Raw genomic sequence first — 15,348 nt, 5'->3', positions numbered from 1 at the left:
CGCATCACACTGCACGGCGCGCGCCTTCCTGCGAGCGGATCTTCATGCCCGGCTGGATCGTCACGAGGCAGGCTTGGGTGTTGGCCACGCCGTCGATTTCCAGCAGGCATTCGAAGCACACGCCCATCATGCAGTAGGGAGCACGCGGCGCACCCGACACGGGAGTGGAACGAAAGCGCGACACACCGGCTACCAGCAAGGCAGCAGCGACAGAGCGCTGGCCCGGCACCGCAAGCCGGCGACCGTCGAACTCGACATCGATGAAGGGCTCGGCGCCGGCCGAGATCGGGCGAAAGAGCGGTTCAGTAGGCATGGTGATGATCCAGGGCCTGTGCCGGATGCTCTGCGGCGGGAAAACGGTCCCCCCGAAACGCGTCAAGCTCCTCGGGTGCGGCTGCGCCGTTGATCCACGGGGCGATGCGAAAGGCGTGGGCCGCCGCGAGGGTCACGCCGCTGTGGCACGTGACGACGTAGGCGCCTGGGCAGGATGTCGATTCCTGGTAGATCGGATAGCCGTCGGGCGTCATCACCCGCAACGCGCCCCATACCCGGACCACGTTGAGCCGGCCGAGCATGGGAAAACTGGCGACGGCGCGGCGCGCGAGTTCGGCCAAGGTGCTGGTCGTCGTGCTGTCGTCAAAGCCCGCATCTTCCATGGACTCCCCGATCTGGATGCCGCCCTCGTCGGTTTGCCGGATATGGCCCGTGGGATAGTCGAAGAGCTTCTCGCAGCGTTCGGTGACGATCAATTGCCCGCGATTCGGCCGCACCGGCGCATGGAGTCCGACCTGACCGGCCAGGCGCGCATTGCCCAGCCCCGCGGCCAGGACGAGCTTGGGCGCGCGGAACTGCTGGCCCCGGACGTGCGCCGTGAACACGCCATCTGCGTGCGTGATGCGCTCCACCCCGTGGCCTGTCTTCAGCATCACGCCCCGCTGGTTGCATGCAGAGTGCAGGGCGCGCAGCAGCTTGAGCGGATTGACATGGCCATCCATCGGCGAGTAGCTGGCGCCGATCACCTTCGGTCCGACGTGGGGCAATCGCTGCAGTAGAGCGGCGCGGTCCAGGATCTCGTAGGGGTAGTCGCCGCCCACCTCGTCGCGCACGGCGGCAAGCCGCTCGCGGCGCGCCTCGAGTTCGGCCTCGGAGAAGCACAGGTTGAAAGCGCCGTTCTGCCTGGCCTGGACATCGATGCCGGTTTCGTCCTGAAGTCGCGTCGCCAGCGCGGGCCACTGCCGTGCGGACTCGCGGGTCCAGCGGGCATAGTGGGGAACGCCGCGGCCCTTGCCGTGAACCCAGATCAAGCCGAAGTTTCCGCGCGATGCGCGAAACGCGTCGTCGCCCTCATCCAGGACCACGACCTTCTTGCCAAGCTGGCCCAGCCCGTAGGCCACTGCGGTGCCGACCAAGCCGCCACCAATCACGATCACATCGCTCGAAAACATGGATGCAGGGCAGGGTTCGGCGCGTCGCAGGCACGGCCTAGAAATCAGCGACCTTGCCCCATGCCGAGTCGCTGAACCGCTCGGGCCGGTACGGTATGGGATCGACGATCGGTTCGGCACCGGTGGCAAGGTCTGCGATGAGGTGGCCGGCGCCAGGGCCGATGCCGAAGCCGTGCCCGGAAAAGCCCGCAGCCAGGATGAAGCCCGGCACGGACGGCAACTCGCCGATGCCGGGAATACCGTCCGGTGTGCTGTCGATATAGCCAGCCCAGGCGTGCGTGATCTTGGCATCGCGAAGTTGGGGCAGCAGTTCGACGGCGCGGCGGTGGGTCTCCCTGATCGTGGGCAAATCGGGCTTCGGATCGAGGATGCGCACCCGCTCCATCGGCGTCGGCGCATCGAGCCGCCACCGCTTCAGCGTTTCATGGCCACCACGCATGCCTTCCAGGCCTCCCGGACGAAGGCTGCGTCAGCGCTTGGCGAACATGGGCACGAACTGCGGAGCGAAGCGCATGAGCTGAGGCGTCACGTCCACGCGCGCGCGGCCGCTGATGGCCAATGCGTAACGTCCGTCGTTGCGGCGCGTGGCGGACACGCTCGCGCTCACCACGGCAGCCGGCAAGCGATGCTCCACAGGGGACACGCTCAGAATGGACTGACGAATCGAGGCCTGGGGAAAACGGATGCCAAGCTGGCGGCAGAACGAGGACGCCCAGGCGCCACCTGCGAGCACTGCCGTCCTGGTCTTGATGACGCCGGCTTCCGTGATGACGCCGCTGACTCTTCCGCCCTCCGTCTCGATGCCGCGGGCCGCGCAATTCTGATGGACGCTGCCCCCGAGCTTGATGAGCGCAGCGGCCACCGCGGGCGCAGCCTTGGCAGGATCGGCGGTGCCATCGGTAGGCGAGAAGACGCCGCCTTTCCAGGCGCGGCCGGTCGCCTGCCCGCGCTCGGCGGCTTCTCGGCCGCTCAGCATGTGAGTCGTCACGCCTGCGGTTTTCGCGAAATCGCGCCAGCTGGCCCAGCGGGAAATTTCGGCCTCGTCATTGCTGAGATACAACAACCCACAGCGATGAAACCCCGTGTCTTCACCGCTCTCGGCGGCAAACTGTTCCCACAGGTCGAGGCTCTTGCTGGCCAGCGGCAGTTCGCGAGCGTCGCGGTTCTGCTGCCGGCACCAGCCCCAGTTGCGGCTCGATTGCTCGGCGCCGATCCTTCCCTTTTCGACCAGGGCGACCGACACACCGCGCTTGGCCAGGTAGTAGGCGGTAAAGACGCCGATGATGCCGCCGCCGATCACGACGACGTCAGCGCAGGCCGGCGGCTTGGAGGAGGTGTTGATATGGTGCAGCGGAGGGGACATGATGAATTTCGCTCGCCGGTTCAAGCCTGGACGCTTTCGCCGCTTTCCTGGAAGCCGAGAATGGCTTTGGTTTCCAGGTATTCCTCGAGACCTTCGATGCCGTATTCGCGGCCATTTCCCGAGCGCTTGTAGCCGCCGAAGGGGGCATGGGGGCTCCAGGCCGGATAGTTGATGTGCACCTGCCCGGAGCGAATGCGCGCCGCGACGGCGCGCGCCGCTGCAAGGTCCTGCCCCTGGACGTGAGCGCCCAGGCCGTAGACGGTGTCGTTGGCAATCTCCACGGCCTCGTCGACGCTGTCGTACGGAATGATCGCGAGTACCGGCCCGAAGATCTCCTCTTGCGCGATCTGCATCTGGGGATGCACGGCAGAGAAGATGGTCGGGCGGCAGNGCAAGGTCCTGCCCCTGGACGTGAGCGCCCAGGCCGTAGACGGTGTCGTTGGCAATCTCCACGGCCTCGTCGACGCTGTCGTACGGAATGATCGCGAGTACCGGCCCGAAGATCTCCTCTTGCGCGATCTGCATCCGGGGATGCACGGCGGAGAAGATGGTCGGGCGGCAGTAGAAGCCGCGGCTCAAGGCCTCGGGCCGGCCGGGGCCGCCGCAAACGAGCCGCGCGCCTTCGGCGATTCCGATGCCGATCATTTCCTGCACCCGATTGAACTGGGCGCGATTCGCCACAGGGCCGTGCGTGGTCTGCTCGGAGCGCGGATCGCCCACGACGAAGCTGGACGCCGCTTCGAGCGCGATGCGTTCGACCTCCTGGAGGTGCTCGCGCGGCACGATCATGCGAGTCGGCGCGCTGCACGACTGGCCGACGTTGCGCAAGGCGGCCGCCACCCCTGCTGGCACGGCCCGCGCCAGGTCCGCGTCCGGCAGGATCACGTTGGGTGATTTCCCGCCGAGTTCCTGGGCCACGCGCTTCACCGTCGGGGCGGCCGCCTGGGCCACCAGGACACCGGCCCTGGTCGAGCCGGTGATCGAGATCATGTCCACGTCCGGATGCGCCGACAGCGCGGCGCCGACCTCCGGCCCGGTGCCGCTCACCAGGTTGAAGACGCCCGGCGGGATGCCGGCGTCTTGCATCACCTGCGCAAAGAGCAGGGCGCTCAGCGGCGACAGTTCGCTGGGCTTCAGGACGAGCGTGCATCCCGCTGCCAAGGCCGGCCCGACCTTGGCGGTGATCTGGTAGAGCGGCCAGTTCCAGGGGGTGATCAGGCCGCACACGCCGATGGCCTCGCGCATGATGGCCACGTCCCCCCGATGGGTGAGAAACGGATAGCTGGCCAGATTGTCCCGNGACGCCCGGCGGGATGCCGGCGTCTTGCATCACCTGCGCAAAGAGCAGGGCGCTCAGCGGCGACAGTTCGCTGGGCTTCAGGACGAGCGTGCATCCCGCYGCCAAGGCCGGCCCGACCTTGGCGGTGATCTGGTAGAGCGGCCAGTTCCAGGGGGTGATCAGGCCGCACACGCCGATGGCCTCGCGCATGATGGCCACGTCCCCCCGATGGGTGAGAAACGGATAGCTGGCCAGATTGTCCCGGGCCACGCGGATGTGCTGCGCCGCGACCGGCACCTGTGTGCTGCGCGCAAAGCCGATGGCAGCGCCCATCTCCTGCGAGATCACCTGGGCGAACGACTCTGCCCGTTCGAGGATCAAGGCGTGGACACGGTCGAGAAGCAAGACCCTGGTCTGAACGGAACTCACGGACCAGGCGGCGAAGGCGCGCCGCGCCGCAGCCACCGCGGCATCGACGTCCTGCGCAGCTCCCAGCGCGATCTCCGCGGCGGGTTCCTCGGTCGACGGGTCGATGACAGGGGCGCGAGCCTGCCCCTGGGGCAGCACCCACTCGCCGTCGATGAACATGCGGTCCAGATGGCCAGCGCTCCGGAGGCGTTCGACGATGGAAGAGTTCACGGAGTTGGTCCTTTGGAAAAGGGGCAGAGGCCGGGCTTTTGGATGTCCAAAAGTCTAGGCCGCGTGCCCCTCGCGCCGGTGCTGCAATGGGGGGCTCGCACAAAGCAGACTGCGGTTGTGCGAGTCGCTACAGCAGATCGTGCCATCGCACCATCAGCTCTGCCGACGCCTCGATTCCGCTCCCCATGCGATCGGCTAACCGCGCTTCTGCAATGTCGAGTGCGGATGCAGCGGATGGATCGACTTCCAGCCGAGGGCCTGCTCAGCCGGATGCCAGAAGAGCGGCTGTCGCCTTCTCCCGCAGGGAAAGCAATGGGCCGCTGAGCTCCTGCTCCACGTCGTCCATGTTGGCTGCGGTGGCGACACTGACGTTGAGCACATAGATCGGGCGATCCGCCAGAACGATCGGCGCTGACAGGGCGATCACTTCCGGTTGCCATGCGGCGCTGCAGTAGCCGCGCTGCTCGACGCTGAGTTTCGCGGACTGAATCTCGTCTCGCAACTGGCCCCATCCGGTGGGGCGTCTGCTGCGGAACTGCGCCAGCAGCGCTCGCCTCGTGGGTTCCGGAGCGACCGCCAGATAGGCGCGGCCCAACGAAGTGAGTTCCATCGGAACCCGTTGACCTGCCACTACATGGCGCAGCGCAACGCGGCGGTTGTAGCGAACGGATTCGAGATAGACCATTTCGTCGCGATCGGGCACCGCCAGGCCGACGTTGATGCGCATCTTCTCGGCCAGCGCGCGCATCAGCGGGGCGACCGTGTTCAGCACCGGCGAGCCCGCGCGCATCGCATGGGCCAGGCTCAAGACATGTGCCGCAAGGCGGTAGGCCCGACGGGCGCGATCGTGCTCCAGCAGGCCGGTTTCCACCAGCGTCTGCGTCAGGCGGCTCACGGTGGCACGGGACAGTCCTGTGCGTTCCGCGAGCTCGCCGTTGCCAAGCAGATCGGCGCCTGGCCTGAACGCTCTGAGCACTTCGACGCCGCGCACGAGCGACCGGTTGAGCATCGGGTCTTCGTGGTGTGGCCGGCGCGCTTTTGCAGAGGGTGTGTTCGACATGTTCCGCGAGTGGCACGTGGCGCTGAAGACGTGAGGAGTGGCGCCGGGCAGCGTATCACTGATTTCCATCCATTGGAAATAGGGGGGTGTGCGAACCGCTTGGCAAACCTAAGCTTCCCCCATTCGATGAGAACCGCAGTCAACGTGGCCGTCGATAGGGCTTCCCGTACTTCCCTTGTCAAACTGGAGACAAATCCATGCAGATCACGCTGGCCTTGGCGCGTGCCAAACGAGCCGTCTTCTTCTCTTGCGCCACTGTTGCAGCAAGCCTGACGGCGTTCTCCGCTTTCGCGGCGTTTCCGGACAAGCCTGTGAAGATCGTGGTGCCATTCGCGCCGGGCGGTGGCACCGATCTCGTTGCGCGCACCGTGGGCATCACCATGGGCCAGGAGCTGGGTCAACCGGTGATCATCGACAACAAGCCCGGTGCAGGCACCGTCATCGGAACCGACGCAGTGGCCAAGAGCCGACCCGACGGCTACACGCTTGTCATGGCGACCGTCGCGCACGTGGTGAATCCGAGCCTCCTGCCAAAGCTTCCCTACAACTACGAGAAGGCATTTGCGCCCGTCATGCTGGTGGGCATTTCGCCGAATGTGCTCGTCGTTCGAGCCGAAAGTCCTTACAAGTCCGTGGGCGACATCATCGCCGCAGCCAAGGCCCATCCCGGAAAGCTCTCGTTTGCATCGCAGGGCGCCGGCACGTCGGCTCACCTCGCAGGCGAACTCTTCAAGAACCTCACCAAGACCGACATCACGCACATCCCCTACCGCGGTGCCGGTCCGGCCATCACGGATCTGCTGGGCGGCCAGGTCGATGTGATGTTTGCCACGGCCGCTGCGGTCGGCACGTTCATCGAAAGCGGCAAGCTGCGGGCGCTGGCCGTGACCACCGCCTCGCGCTCCACGGCGCCCTCGCTGGCCAAGGTGCCGACCGTCGCGGAGAGCGGCGTGCCCGGCTACGTGGCGGACAGCTGGTATGGCCTCTATGCGCCGGCCGGAACGCCACAGGACGTGATCATGAAACTGAACGCTGCCGCAAAGAAAGCCGTCCAGACCGAGGCCTTCCGCAAACGCGTGGAAAGCGAAGGCCTCGTGATCGACGCAGGTTCGCCGGAGGCATTCGACCGTTACGCCAAGGGTGAAGAGGCCCGCTGGCGCAAGGTGGTCAAAGAGAACCACATCACCACTGACTGAGGCCCAAGGGCAAAAAAATGACCGAAAACCTGATCCAACTCGACGTCGTCGACGGCGTCGCCACGCTGTGGCTGAACCGCCCGGAAAAGCGCAACGCAATGAGCGACGACATGCGCACCGAATTCATCGCAGCCCTCGGGCGCGTGGCGAACGACAAGGCGATTCGCGCCCTGGTGCTGACGGGCAAGGGAAAAGGCTTCTGCGCCGGCGGCGACATCGCCGGCATGGAGCGCCGGATGCAAGCGCCCGCAGGCGAGGTCGGCTTCAACGGCTGGAGCCGCCAGCAACGCGTGCACCACACGCAGTCGCTGCTGCACACCATGCCCAAGCCGACCATCGCCGCCGTCAACGGCGCCGCGTCGGGCCTGGGTGCCGATACGGCGCTCGCCTGCGACTTCATCATCGCGTCGGATGTGGCGAGCTTCACCTGGTCTTACATCAACCGCGGCATCATTCCCGACGGCGGCGGCATGTACTTTCTGCCTCGCCGCGTGGGCCTGGCCAAGGCCAAGGAGCTGATCTTCAGCGGCCGCAAGGTCGAGGCCGAAGAGGCGCTTCGTCTCGGCATCGCCGATCGCAAGGTCGATGCGGACAGCCTGATTGCACAGGCGCAGCGCTGGGCCGCCGAAATGAGCAAGGGCTCCGCCACGGCGCTGGCGCTGGGCAAGACCATCCTCAACCAGAGCTTCGAGTTGTCGGCCCATCAGGTGTTCGCCCAGGGCAGCCAGGCGCAAGGCATTTGCTACACCAGCACCGAGCATCGCGAATCGGTGATGGCGTTCCTCGCCAAGACCTCCGCCCCGGCCGCCAAGGAGTGAACGCCATGAATGCCATCTCCCGACTCCTCAAGCCACGCAGCGTCGCCGTCATCGGTGCGTCGGGCGACGCCACCAAGACGGCGGGCAGGCCCATCTCGTACCTCGTAAAGCACGGCTTCTCGGGCGAAATCTATCCGGTGAATCCGAAGGCCGATCGCATCGGCGAGCTGGCCTGCTATGCGGACGTGGCTTCGCTGCCGGCGGTGCCTGACGTGGGCATCGTGTTGCTCGGGGCCGAGCGCGCCCACCTGGCGGTGCGCGACCTGGCCGCCCGCGGCACCGCGGCAGCCATCGTGCTGGCCAGCGGCTACACCGAGACCGGTGAAGAGGGCGCGCGCCGCCAGCGGCAGCTGATGGAGGCGGCCGGGTCCATGCGCATCCTGGGGCCGAACACCATCGGCCTCGTCAACCTCACCGACAACATCGTGCTGTCGGCCACGGGTGCTCTAGAGATGGCGCACTTTCCCGTCGGTGGCGTCGGCGTCGTGTCGCAGAGTGGCGGCATCCTCGGTTCGCTGCTGTCTCGCGCCGCGGTGCGCGGCATCGGCCTGTCCAAGCTGATCTCGACCAGCAACGAGGTCGACCTGGAACTGGCGGACTTCATCGCTCACCTGGCCGAAGACGAGGCCACGAAGGTCATCGCGCTGTACGTCGAGACGGTGCGCAATCCGGAGAAGTTCCGCGCCGCGGCGCTGAAGGCGGCACGCGCAGGCAAGCCCGTGGTCGCGTTCAAGATCGGCCGCTCCGAGGCGGGCGCCAAGGCGGCGGTGTCGCACACCGGCGCGCTGGCCGGTGCCGACCGCATGTACGACGCGCTCTTCAGGCAGGTGGGCGTGATCCGTGCCCAGACATTCAATGACCTGCTGGACATTCCCGCCGCACTGGCCACGGGCCGCAAGCTGCGCGGCAACCGGGTCGCGATCCTCACCTCCACGGGCGGCGCCGGGACGCTGGTGTCGGATGACCTGGGCCTGTCGGGCTTCGATACGCCTGCACCCGATGCCGCGACGGCCGAAGCATTGCGCGCGCTGCAGACCGGCGACCACGCCGTGCTCGATCGGAACCCGATCGACGTGACCCTGGCGGGCCTGCGGCCCGACTTGCTGCGCGGCGCCATCGACGTGCTGCTGAAGAGTCCCAGCTACGACGCCTTGACCATCATCGTCGGCTCGTCCAGCCTGGCCATGCCCGAATTGATGGCCGGCGCGATCCAGGACTGCCTGCCGACCTCGGACAAGCCCGTCATTGCCTACGTGAGCCCGCACGCGCCGGAAATCGGCGCGCTGCTGACGCAACGCGGCGTTCCCGCTTTTGCCGCGGCGGAAAGCTGCACCGCTGCGCTCGGCGCCATGCTGCGGGCCAGCCAGTGGGAAGACCCGGGCGAGCCGACCGCCGCCACGCAGCCGGTTGCGGTGGGTGATCTGCCTTCAGGCTCGCTCGACGAGGCGCAGGCCAAGCAGCTCTTCAGCCGTTTCGGCGTGCCGTGCGCGCGAGAGCTTGTCGTCACCGAGCCTGCACAGGCCGAGGCCGCTGCGCGCGAGTTGGGTGGCCGCGTCGTGTTGAAGATCCTGTCGGCCCAGGTCACGCACAAGAGCGACGTGGGCGGCGTGGCGGTCAACCTCACGCCCGACACGGTGGGCGCGCGCCTGCTGCAGATGGCGTCCGAGGTCGAGGCCAACACCGGCACGAGGCCGCGGCGATTCCTGGTGCAGGAAATGGTGGCCGGCGGTACCGAACTGATCCTCGGCATGCACCGTGATGCGCTGGGCACGGCCATCCTGCTGGGAATGGGCGGCATCACCGCAGAGCTGTTCAAGGACACGACGATGCGGCTTCTGCCGGCGCAAGGTGGCCTGAGCCGCGACGAGGCGCTGAGCATGGCGCAGGAACTGAAGACGTGGCCGCTGCTGGACGGCTTTCGCGGCCGGCCCAAGGCCGATGTCGAGGCGCTGCTGACGGCCATCGTCGCTTTCTCTCGCATGGCGGCCCAACTGGGCGACCGTCTAGTCGAAGCCGAGATCAATCCGGTGTTCGTGCTGCCGCAGGGGCAGGGCGTGCGTGCAGCCGATGGCGTGGTCGTTCTCGCCTGAAGAAATCGAACCCCTCAATCAGGAGAACCTGGATGCATGCAACGGAAGTATTTGCGCGGTACGCGGCCGAGTTTTACCGGCAGCCGCTCCCTGCCGAAGTCATTCATCATGCCAAGCGCGCAGTGATCGACTGGTATGCATCGCTCTTCCCGGGCCTGGATGCGGCACCGGTGCGCATGCTGGAGCAGACCCTGGTCGACGACCTCGATCGTGGTGGCGCCTTCCTGGCGCAAGGGCGCCCGGCCACCGCGCGCGCTGCCGCGCTCGTCAACGGCACGGCTGCGCATGCCGCAGAGGTTGACGACAGTTTTCGCGAGGCCATGTACCACCCAGGCGCTGCGACCATCGCGGCCGCAATGGCCGGGGGGCAGGACATCGGTGTCTCAGGGCTTCAGTTTCTGCGCGGCGTGGTGCTTGGCTACGAGGTCTCGACGCGAATCGGCGTCGTGATGGGCCGATCGCATTACAAGTTCTGGCACAGCACGGGCACCGTGGGTAGCTTCGGGGCGGCTGCGGCGGCTGGCGGGTTGATGGAACTCGGCGAAGTTGCCTTCGCGCACGCGCTCGCCACCGTTGCGACCTTCACGGCGGGACTGCAGCAGGCGTTCCGGATGGATTCGATGTCCAAACCACTGCATGCGGGGCGTGCAGCCGAGGCGGGTCTCCTCGCTGCCCAACTGGCGCGGCGCGGCCTGACGGGTTCGCTCGATGTCCTCGATGGCGACGCGGGGCTTGGCCAGGCCATGAGCAACGGGCCGGATTGGTCGCAGGTTGGTGCAACGCTCGGGCGAGACTTTCACATCACACGCCTGACGTTCAAGAACCATATTGGCTGCGGCCACACTTTTCCGTCGATTGACGGCGCCCTCGCGCTCCAGTCGAAGCACCATATTGCGACTGAAGACATCGTTCGCATTCGTGTAGGCACCTATCGGCCAGCATTGGATATCGCTTGCTACGAGCGACCCACTTCCGCCAACGAAGCGCGCTTCAGCCTGAAGTACATGGTGGCGTCGGCCCTTGTGCATGGCAGCGTACGCATGGCGGCGTTTGAGTCGGCGCGCCTCGAGGATCCTGCGACGCGTGCTCTGATGGAGCGCATGGAGGTCGCGGTGGATCCGGCGCTCGACGCGGCCTTTCCGGGCCAGCGTGCCGCACGCATCGAGATCGACACCGCGGATGGGCGCCGACTCAGCCATCTGCAGCCCAATCGGAAGGGCGATCCCGAAGAGCCGCTGAGTGACGCCGACCTGGAAAGCAAGTTTCTCGAACTGTCCACGCCGGTGATCGGTGCCGCGCGGGCGCGTGTGCTTCTTGAGCGGCTGTGGCATCTGGAAAGTGCGACCAGTCTTGCATACGAATCTTGATGGGACGGGGCGCCGAGTCCGAGCGGCTCTGGACCGCATGACACGCTGATACCGGGTCTGCCGCGGGCGCGGGCAAGAGCACGGCGATCTCGAGTGGCCTTCAGTCCGACAAAGGCGCCTTCTTCACCTCGCGCAGGAGACCGGCCTCGTAGATCCGGGCCTCCCAGGACTCCAGCATCGGCATGCGCCTGTCGGAGAACGCGACGTAATGGGGCATGCGGATGTGGTCATCCAGGTTCTTCAGGTCCTCCCACATCTCGAATACGAACATCTCCTGCTCGTCCTCGAGCGAAGGGTAGTGCGTGTATTCGAGGTTGCCCGGCTCCCGCCGAGTGTTGGCGACGTTCTCGGAGACGAACGACAGCAGCTCGTCCCTCTTGCCGGGCTGGAGCCTGTACTTGACCGCGACGATGATCGTCATGATGGATGCCTTCTTTCTGTGCGACCTTCGTTGGCCGCAGGGCCCGAGCCTGGCGCGTTCAACCCAGCGCCTTGCGGATCTCGGCCACGCGCTCGGGCGTGAACACTCCGCTGGCCAGCAGGTCCAGGATCGACAGCACGCTGCCGCGCGAGCCCCAGCTGCCTTCGTCGATGGTGCGGAACGTGGTCCACCATGCGGGTGAGGGCTGGTCTATGGCGCACGCCTTGGCCATCGCTGCCAGCACGTTCTCGGTCACCTGCTTGCGCACCGGCAGCGGCCAGGCCGCATCCATCACGCAGATGTCGAAGGTGGCGACGTCGGGTGCGGGCGACTGGTCGCATAGAAGCCGGCCGCCGATCGCCATGCGGTCGGGCGTGCGCTCGACGAAGTGCACCTGGAAGCCTATGCGAGCCGGCGGCGCGAGCCGGCCGACCTCGGGGACGAGCACTGCGTCGGTCAGCGACAGGGCGAGTTCGCGCCGCTGCTCGGGCGACAGGCGGCCTTCGGGAGTGGTCACGGTGACGATGGTCATGATGGGAAAAATCGGTTGCGATTGGATGTATGAAGACGATGGTCCGGACTTCAACGGCCCTGGAAGCGGGCCTCGCGCCGTTCCATGAACGATTGCAGGCCTTCATTGAAGTCAGCGCTGGCGAAGACCTGCTTGCGGATCTCCGGAATCGCGGCGATCGCCGCAGCCTCGCCCTGCTGCACGTAGGTCAGCGCCGCTGCCTTGGTGGCGCGCAGCCCGATGGGCGCACAGGTGCAGATGCGGTGGGCAATGTCGAGCGCGCGTTCGCGGTGGGCGCCGTAGGGATGCACCTCCTGCACCAGGCCGACCTCCAGCGCGCGCTGCGCCGAGAACTCCTCGCACAGGAGCAGCAGATGCATCGCATTGCCCCAGCCCATGCGCTGCAGATAGCGGAAGTGCGCCCCGCCCAGAGGAGCGATGCCGCGTTTGGCCTCCAGCTGGTGGAAGCGCGCCGTGTCGGCCGCAATGACGATGTCCGCCGCGAGCATCATCTCGATGCCCACCGTGTAGGTGATGCCGTGAACGACCGAGATCACGGGCTTGCGGCAGCGCCGGGCCAGCCCGAGCGGATCCACCTGCTGCGGCGGGATCGGCTTCGCGGTTGCGGTGGGGCCGAAGAACTTCGGCATGTCCAATCCTGCGGTGGTGTGCTCGCCCGTCGGATCGAGCACGGCCACCCACAGCTCGTCGTCGTCGTCGAAAGCCGTGAGGTGCTGCGACAGCTGCTGCATCATTTCCGGCGTGATGGCGTTCTTTTTCGCCGCGTTGTCCAGCGAGATCACGCATACGTGGTCCTGGACCGACATTCGCACCTGGGGCGCAGCGGTTTCATCTGTCATGGCGAGTTCTCCTTGGATCGGGTTTGGGTGCGCATCGGCCCGTGCCGAGTGGTCGTTGTTTTTCTATGCCACGTGTCATAGAAGATTTCATCATACACTCGCTATGACATTCGACATAGAGAAGAACCCGCATGTCCTCCCTGACCCGAGACAAGATGATCGCCGGCGCCGCCGACCTGTTGAGCAGGCGCGGCGTGCACGCCACAAGCTTGCGAACCGTGGTGCAGCACACCGGCACGCCGCGCGGTTCGCTGGGCCATCATTTCCCCGGCGGCAAGCAGCAACTGCTGGAAGAGGCGGTGCGCTACGCCACCGAGAGCGTGGCGGTGCCGCTGGAAACGCTGATGAAGGAACGCGGCGCGGTCGAAGGCCTGCAGGCCTTCGTCGGCTGGTGGCGCCGCATCCTCGAGAGTTCCGGCTTCGAGGCCGGCTGCCCTGTGCTGGCGGTGGCGGTCGAACCCATGGCGGACGAGGAAGACATCGCGTCGGGGGAGCACCTTCGCGAACTCGCTCACGAGGCCTTCGAGCGCTGGGAAGCCATCCTGGCCGCAGCGCTGCGCCGCGAAGGCGTGGCCGCAAGCCGCTCGCAACGGCTGGGGGCGCTTACGGTGGCCGCAATCGAAGGCACCGTTGCGATGTGCCGGGCCGCGCGCAGCACGCGGGCGCTCGACGCCGTTCAGCTCGAACTGAAGGCCATGCTGGAGGCCGCGATCGTGCACCGAAACTCCTCGTGAGTGAGCTATTCGTTGCGCGCGCCGGAGATCTTCACGAGTTTCTCGATGAGGGGACCCGTCGCATCGAAGTTTCGGCGAAAGTCTGCTGCACTGCCGCCAACCGCATCCATCCCAAGTTCCTCCAGCCGCGCTTTCATTGCAGGTGAATGGGCAATTTCGCGTGCGTATTTTTCGAGGCGATCGAGAATCGGCTTCGGCGTTCCTGCAGGAGCTGCGAAGACGAACCAGGACATGGTGACCAGTTCGGGATCAGGAAAACCTTCCTCTTTCATGGTTGGCACATTCGGCAAACCCTGCAGGCGCTTTTCGGAAAGCACGGCAATCGGTCGCACCCTGCCGCTCTGGATCAGCGCAAGCATGGGCGCAAGCGTTCCCATGCCCCATGGCACCACACCGGCTGCAAGATCCTGGGCGAAGGGCGCCTCGCTCTTGTAGGGCACATGGACCATTTCCAGGCCTTGAATCTTGCTCAGATAGGCTGCCGTGAGATGCCCACCCGAGCCAGCCCCGAGCGATCCGTAGCTGAGGTGCCCTTTTTCCTTCCTGGCCCATGCAACGAACTCCTTCATGTTCCTTGCGGGCACATCCTTGTTCACCATAAGGATCATGGTGTTGGTTGCGACCTCCGAGATCACGGCCAGATCCCGTTTGACGTCGTACGGGACGTTGTTGAAGGTGTGCTGCGCGTAGTAGATCGGAGACGAATAGCTGAACAGCAAGGTATAGCCATCAGGCGCGGCCTTGGCTACCGCTTGCGTCCCGATCATTCCTGACGCTCCCGCCTTGTTGTCCACGATGACCGGCTGATCCAGCCGCTTCTTCAACTGTTCGGCAAACACTCTTCCCAGAATGTCCGTTCCGCCTCCGGGTGCGGCTGGCACGACCAGGGTCACCGGCTTGCTGGGGTAGTTCTGGGCCGATGACAGGCCGCTGCAGGCGAGCGCTACGGCCGCGATGATGATCTTGCTGAATCGCATGTATGTCTCCTTCGGTTGCCGCGCCGGTTCGGTGAATACGGGCAGCGTTTTTTTGTGAATACGAATGCAGGCGTGACTGCCTTATTCGCCAGTGCCCAGTCCGTAATACTCCCTGACCCGCGGATCGCGGCTCTTTCCGGGTTCGAACACTTCGAGCAGCACATCGTCCGGCGCCTTGACCATGAAGTAGCCGCCGCCGGAGTGCTCCCGCACGGGGTTGGGCAGATGCAGGCCCGCGGCCTTCATGCGCTCGTAGACCTCATGCAGGCCGACTACCTGCATCCCCAGGTGATGCACGGCATTGCGACCCAGGTCGCGCGGCGATTGCTCGTACAGGTGCATGGCGCCGATGCCGATCTTCATGAACACATTGCGTGCGCCGCCATAGTCGCCGTCCCAGGTGACGCGGGCATCGAACCACTTCTTGTAGAACGCGATGGTCTCGTCGATGTTCGATGCGAACAGGTGCACGTGCTGGAGGTGATAGCGATCGTCGAGACCATAGGGACGACTGCGGCTGTGGCCGGAACTGGTAGCGGCTTCTGTCATGCGTTCTTTCTCTCTGTTGACGTGGGTCGGGACAATGCG

At 65.9% G+C, this 15,348-nt stretch carries 14 protein-coding genes and 3 pseudogenes; 5 read left to right on the top strand and 12 right to left on the bottom strand.

Going from position 1 to position 15,348, the window contains the following annotated elements; translation table 11 throughout:
- Nucleotides 1-4: 4 nt before the first annotated feature.
- The 7 genes and pseudogenes from ASD05_RS22485 to ASD05_RS22465 all read right to left on the bottom strand — a co-directional run bounded on the left by ASD05_RS22485 (nt 5) and on the right by ASD05_RS22465 (nt 5,735).
- Nucleotides 5-313: a (2Fe-2S)-binding protein gene (locus tag ASD05_RS22485; RefSeq protein ID WP_056597256.1), complete on the bottom strand. Its 309-nt coding sequence runs from the start codon at nt 311-313 to the stop codon at nt 5-7.
- Nucleotides 303-1,445: an NAD(P)/FAD-dependent oxidoreductase gene (locus ASD05_RS22480; RefSeq protein ID WP_056597254.1), complete on the bottom strand. Its 1,143-nt coding sequence runs from the start codon at nt 1,443-1,445 to the stop codon at nt 303-305. Before ASD05_RS22480 ends, ASD05_RS22485 begins: the two co-directional genes overlap by 11 nt.
- Before the next feature lie 37 nt (nt 1,446-1,482).
- Nucleotides 1,483-2,808 (bottom strand): annotated as a pseudogene (locus ASD05_RS22475) (NAD(P)/FAD-dependent oxidoreductase).
- Nucleotides 2,809-2,828: 20 nt separating this feature from the next.
- Nucleotides 2,829-3,198, bottom strand: a pseudogene (locus tag ASD05_RS29640) (aldehyde dehydrogenase family protein); the annotation flags it as partial.
- 1 nt (nt 3,199) lies between these two features.
- Nucleotides 3,200-4,107 (bottom strand): annotated as a pseudogene (locus tag ASD05_RS22470) (aldehyde dehydrogenase family protein); the annotation flags it as partial.
- Between the two features lies 1 nt (nt 4,108).
- A partial coding sequence (locus ASD05_RS29635; RefSeq protein WP_235508062.1) for an aldehyde dehydrogenase family protein occupies nt 4,109-4,726 on the bottom strand: 618 nt, incomplete at its 3' end.
- Nucleotides 4,727-4,988: 262 nt separating this feature from the next.
- Nucleotides 4,989-5,735 (bottom strand): IclR family transcriptional regulator, encoded by a 747-nt coding sequence (locus tag ASD05_RS22465; RefSeq protein ID WP_157610210.1) that lies wholly within the window; start codon nt 5,733-5,735, stop codon nt 4,989-4,991.
- A 248-nt stretch (nt 5,736-5,983) separates the two neighbouring features.
- On the opposite strand from ASD05_RS22465, the gene ASD05_RS22460 reads away from it, so the two are divergent.
- The 4 genes from ASD05_RS22460 to ASD05_RS22445 are packed head-to-tail and all read left to right on the top strand — an operon-like array spanning nt 5,984 to nt 11,257.
- Nucleotides 5,984-6,982: a tripartite tricarboxylate transporter substrate binding protein gene (locus ASD05_RS22460; RefSeq protein ID WP_056597250.1), complete on the top strand. Its 999-nt coding sequence runs from the start codon at nt 5,984-5,986 to the stop codon at nt 6,980-6,982.
- Nucleotides 6,983-6,999: 17 nt separating this feature from the next.
- Entirely contained in the window at nt 7,000-7,800 is an 801-nt protein-coding gene (locus tag ASD05_RS22455) for an enoyl-CoA hydratase/isomerase family protein (RefSeq protein ID WP_056597248.1), read from the top strand.
- Between the two features lie 5 nt (nt 7,801-7,805).
- Entirely contained in the window at nt 7,806-9,890 is a 2,085-nt protein-coding gene (locus ASD05_RS22450) for an acetate--CoA ligase family protein (RefSeq protein WP_056597945.1), read from the top strand.
- A gap of 32 nt (nt 9,891-9,922) precedes the next feature.
- Nucleotides 9,923-11,257: an MmgE/PrpD family protein gene (locus tag ASD05_RS22445; RefSeq protein WP_056597246.1), complete on the top strand. Its 1,335-nt coding sequence runs from the start codon at nt 9,923-9,925 to the stop codon at nt 11,255-11,257.
- Nucleotides 11,258-11,357: 100 nt separating this feature from the next.
- Here ASD05_RS22445 and ASD05_RS22440 read toward each other — a convergent pair whose 3' ends face one another.
- From ASD05_RS22440 to ASD05_RS22430, 3 genes are read right to left on the bottom strand one after another with little or no spacing between them, the layout of a single operon-like run.
- A complete protein-coding gene (locus tag ASD05_RS22440; protein ID WP_056597244.1) occupies nt 11,358-11,678 on the bottom strand; it encodes a putative quinol monooxygenase in 321 nt (106 codons plus the stop codon).
- A gap of 58 nt (nt 11,679-11,736) precedes the next feature.
- Nucleotides 11,737-12,210 (bottom strand): tautomerase family protein, encoded by a 474-nt coding sequence (locus tag ASD05_RS22435; protein ID WP_056597242.1) that lies wholly within the window; start codon nt 12,208-12,210, stop codon nt 11,737-11,739.
- Between the two features lie 50 nt (nt 12,211-12,260).
- Nucleotides 12,261-13,049 carry a crotonase/enoyl-CoA hydratase family protein gene (locus ASD05_RS22430; protein WP_056597241.1) on the bottom strand — a complete coding sequence of 263 codons (789 nt, stop codon included), beginning with the start codon at nt 13,047-13,049 and terminating at the stop codon, nt 12,261-12,263.
- Nucleotides 13,050-13,180: 131 nt separating this feature from the next.
- Between ASD05_RS22430 and ASD05_RS22425 the strand changes: the two genes are divergently transcribed.
- Nucleotides 13,181-13,783, top strand: coding sequence for a TetR/AcrR family transcriptional regulator (locus tag ASD05_RS22425; RefSeq protein WP_056597239.1), 603 nt, complete (start codon nt 13,181-13,183; stop codon nt 13,781-13,783).
- Between the two features lie 5 nt (nt 13,784-13,788).
- Here ASD05_RS22425 and ASD05_RS22420 read toward each other — a convergent pair whose 3' ends face one another.
- Together ASD05_RS22420 and ASD05_RS22415 are read right to left on the bottom strand one after the other, a co-directional pair.
- On the bottom strand, nt 13,789-14,760 hold the full coding sequence (locus tag ASD05_RS22420) for a Bug family tripartite tricarboxylate transporter substrate binding protein (protein ID WP_056597237.1): 972 nt from the start codon (nt 14,758-14,760) through the stop codon (nt 13,789-13,791).
- Nucleotides 14,761-14,841: 81 nt separating this feature from the next.
- Nucleotides 14,842-15,309, bottom strand: coding sequence for a VOC family protein (locus ASD05_RS22415; RefSeq protein WP_056597235.1), 468 nt, complete (start codon nt 15,307-15,309; stop codon nt 14,842-14,844).
- Nucleotides 15,310-15,348 lie beyond the last annotated feature (39 nt).

This window comes from Variovorax sp. Root434, assembly GCF_001426595.1.
In the GTDB taxonomy this organism is placed as follows: domain Bacteria; phylum Pseudomonadota; class Gammaproteobacteria; order Burkholderiales; family Burkholderiaceae_C; genus Variovorax.
The sequence above is the reverse complement of the archived record's forward strand: the minus strand, read 5'-3'. Positions and strand labels throughout refer to the sequence as shown.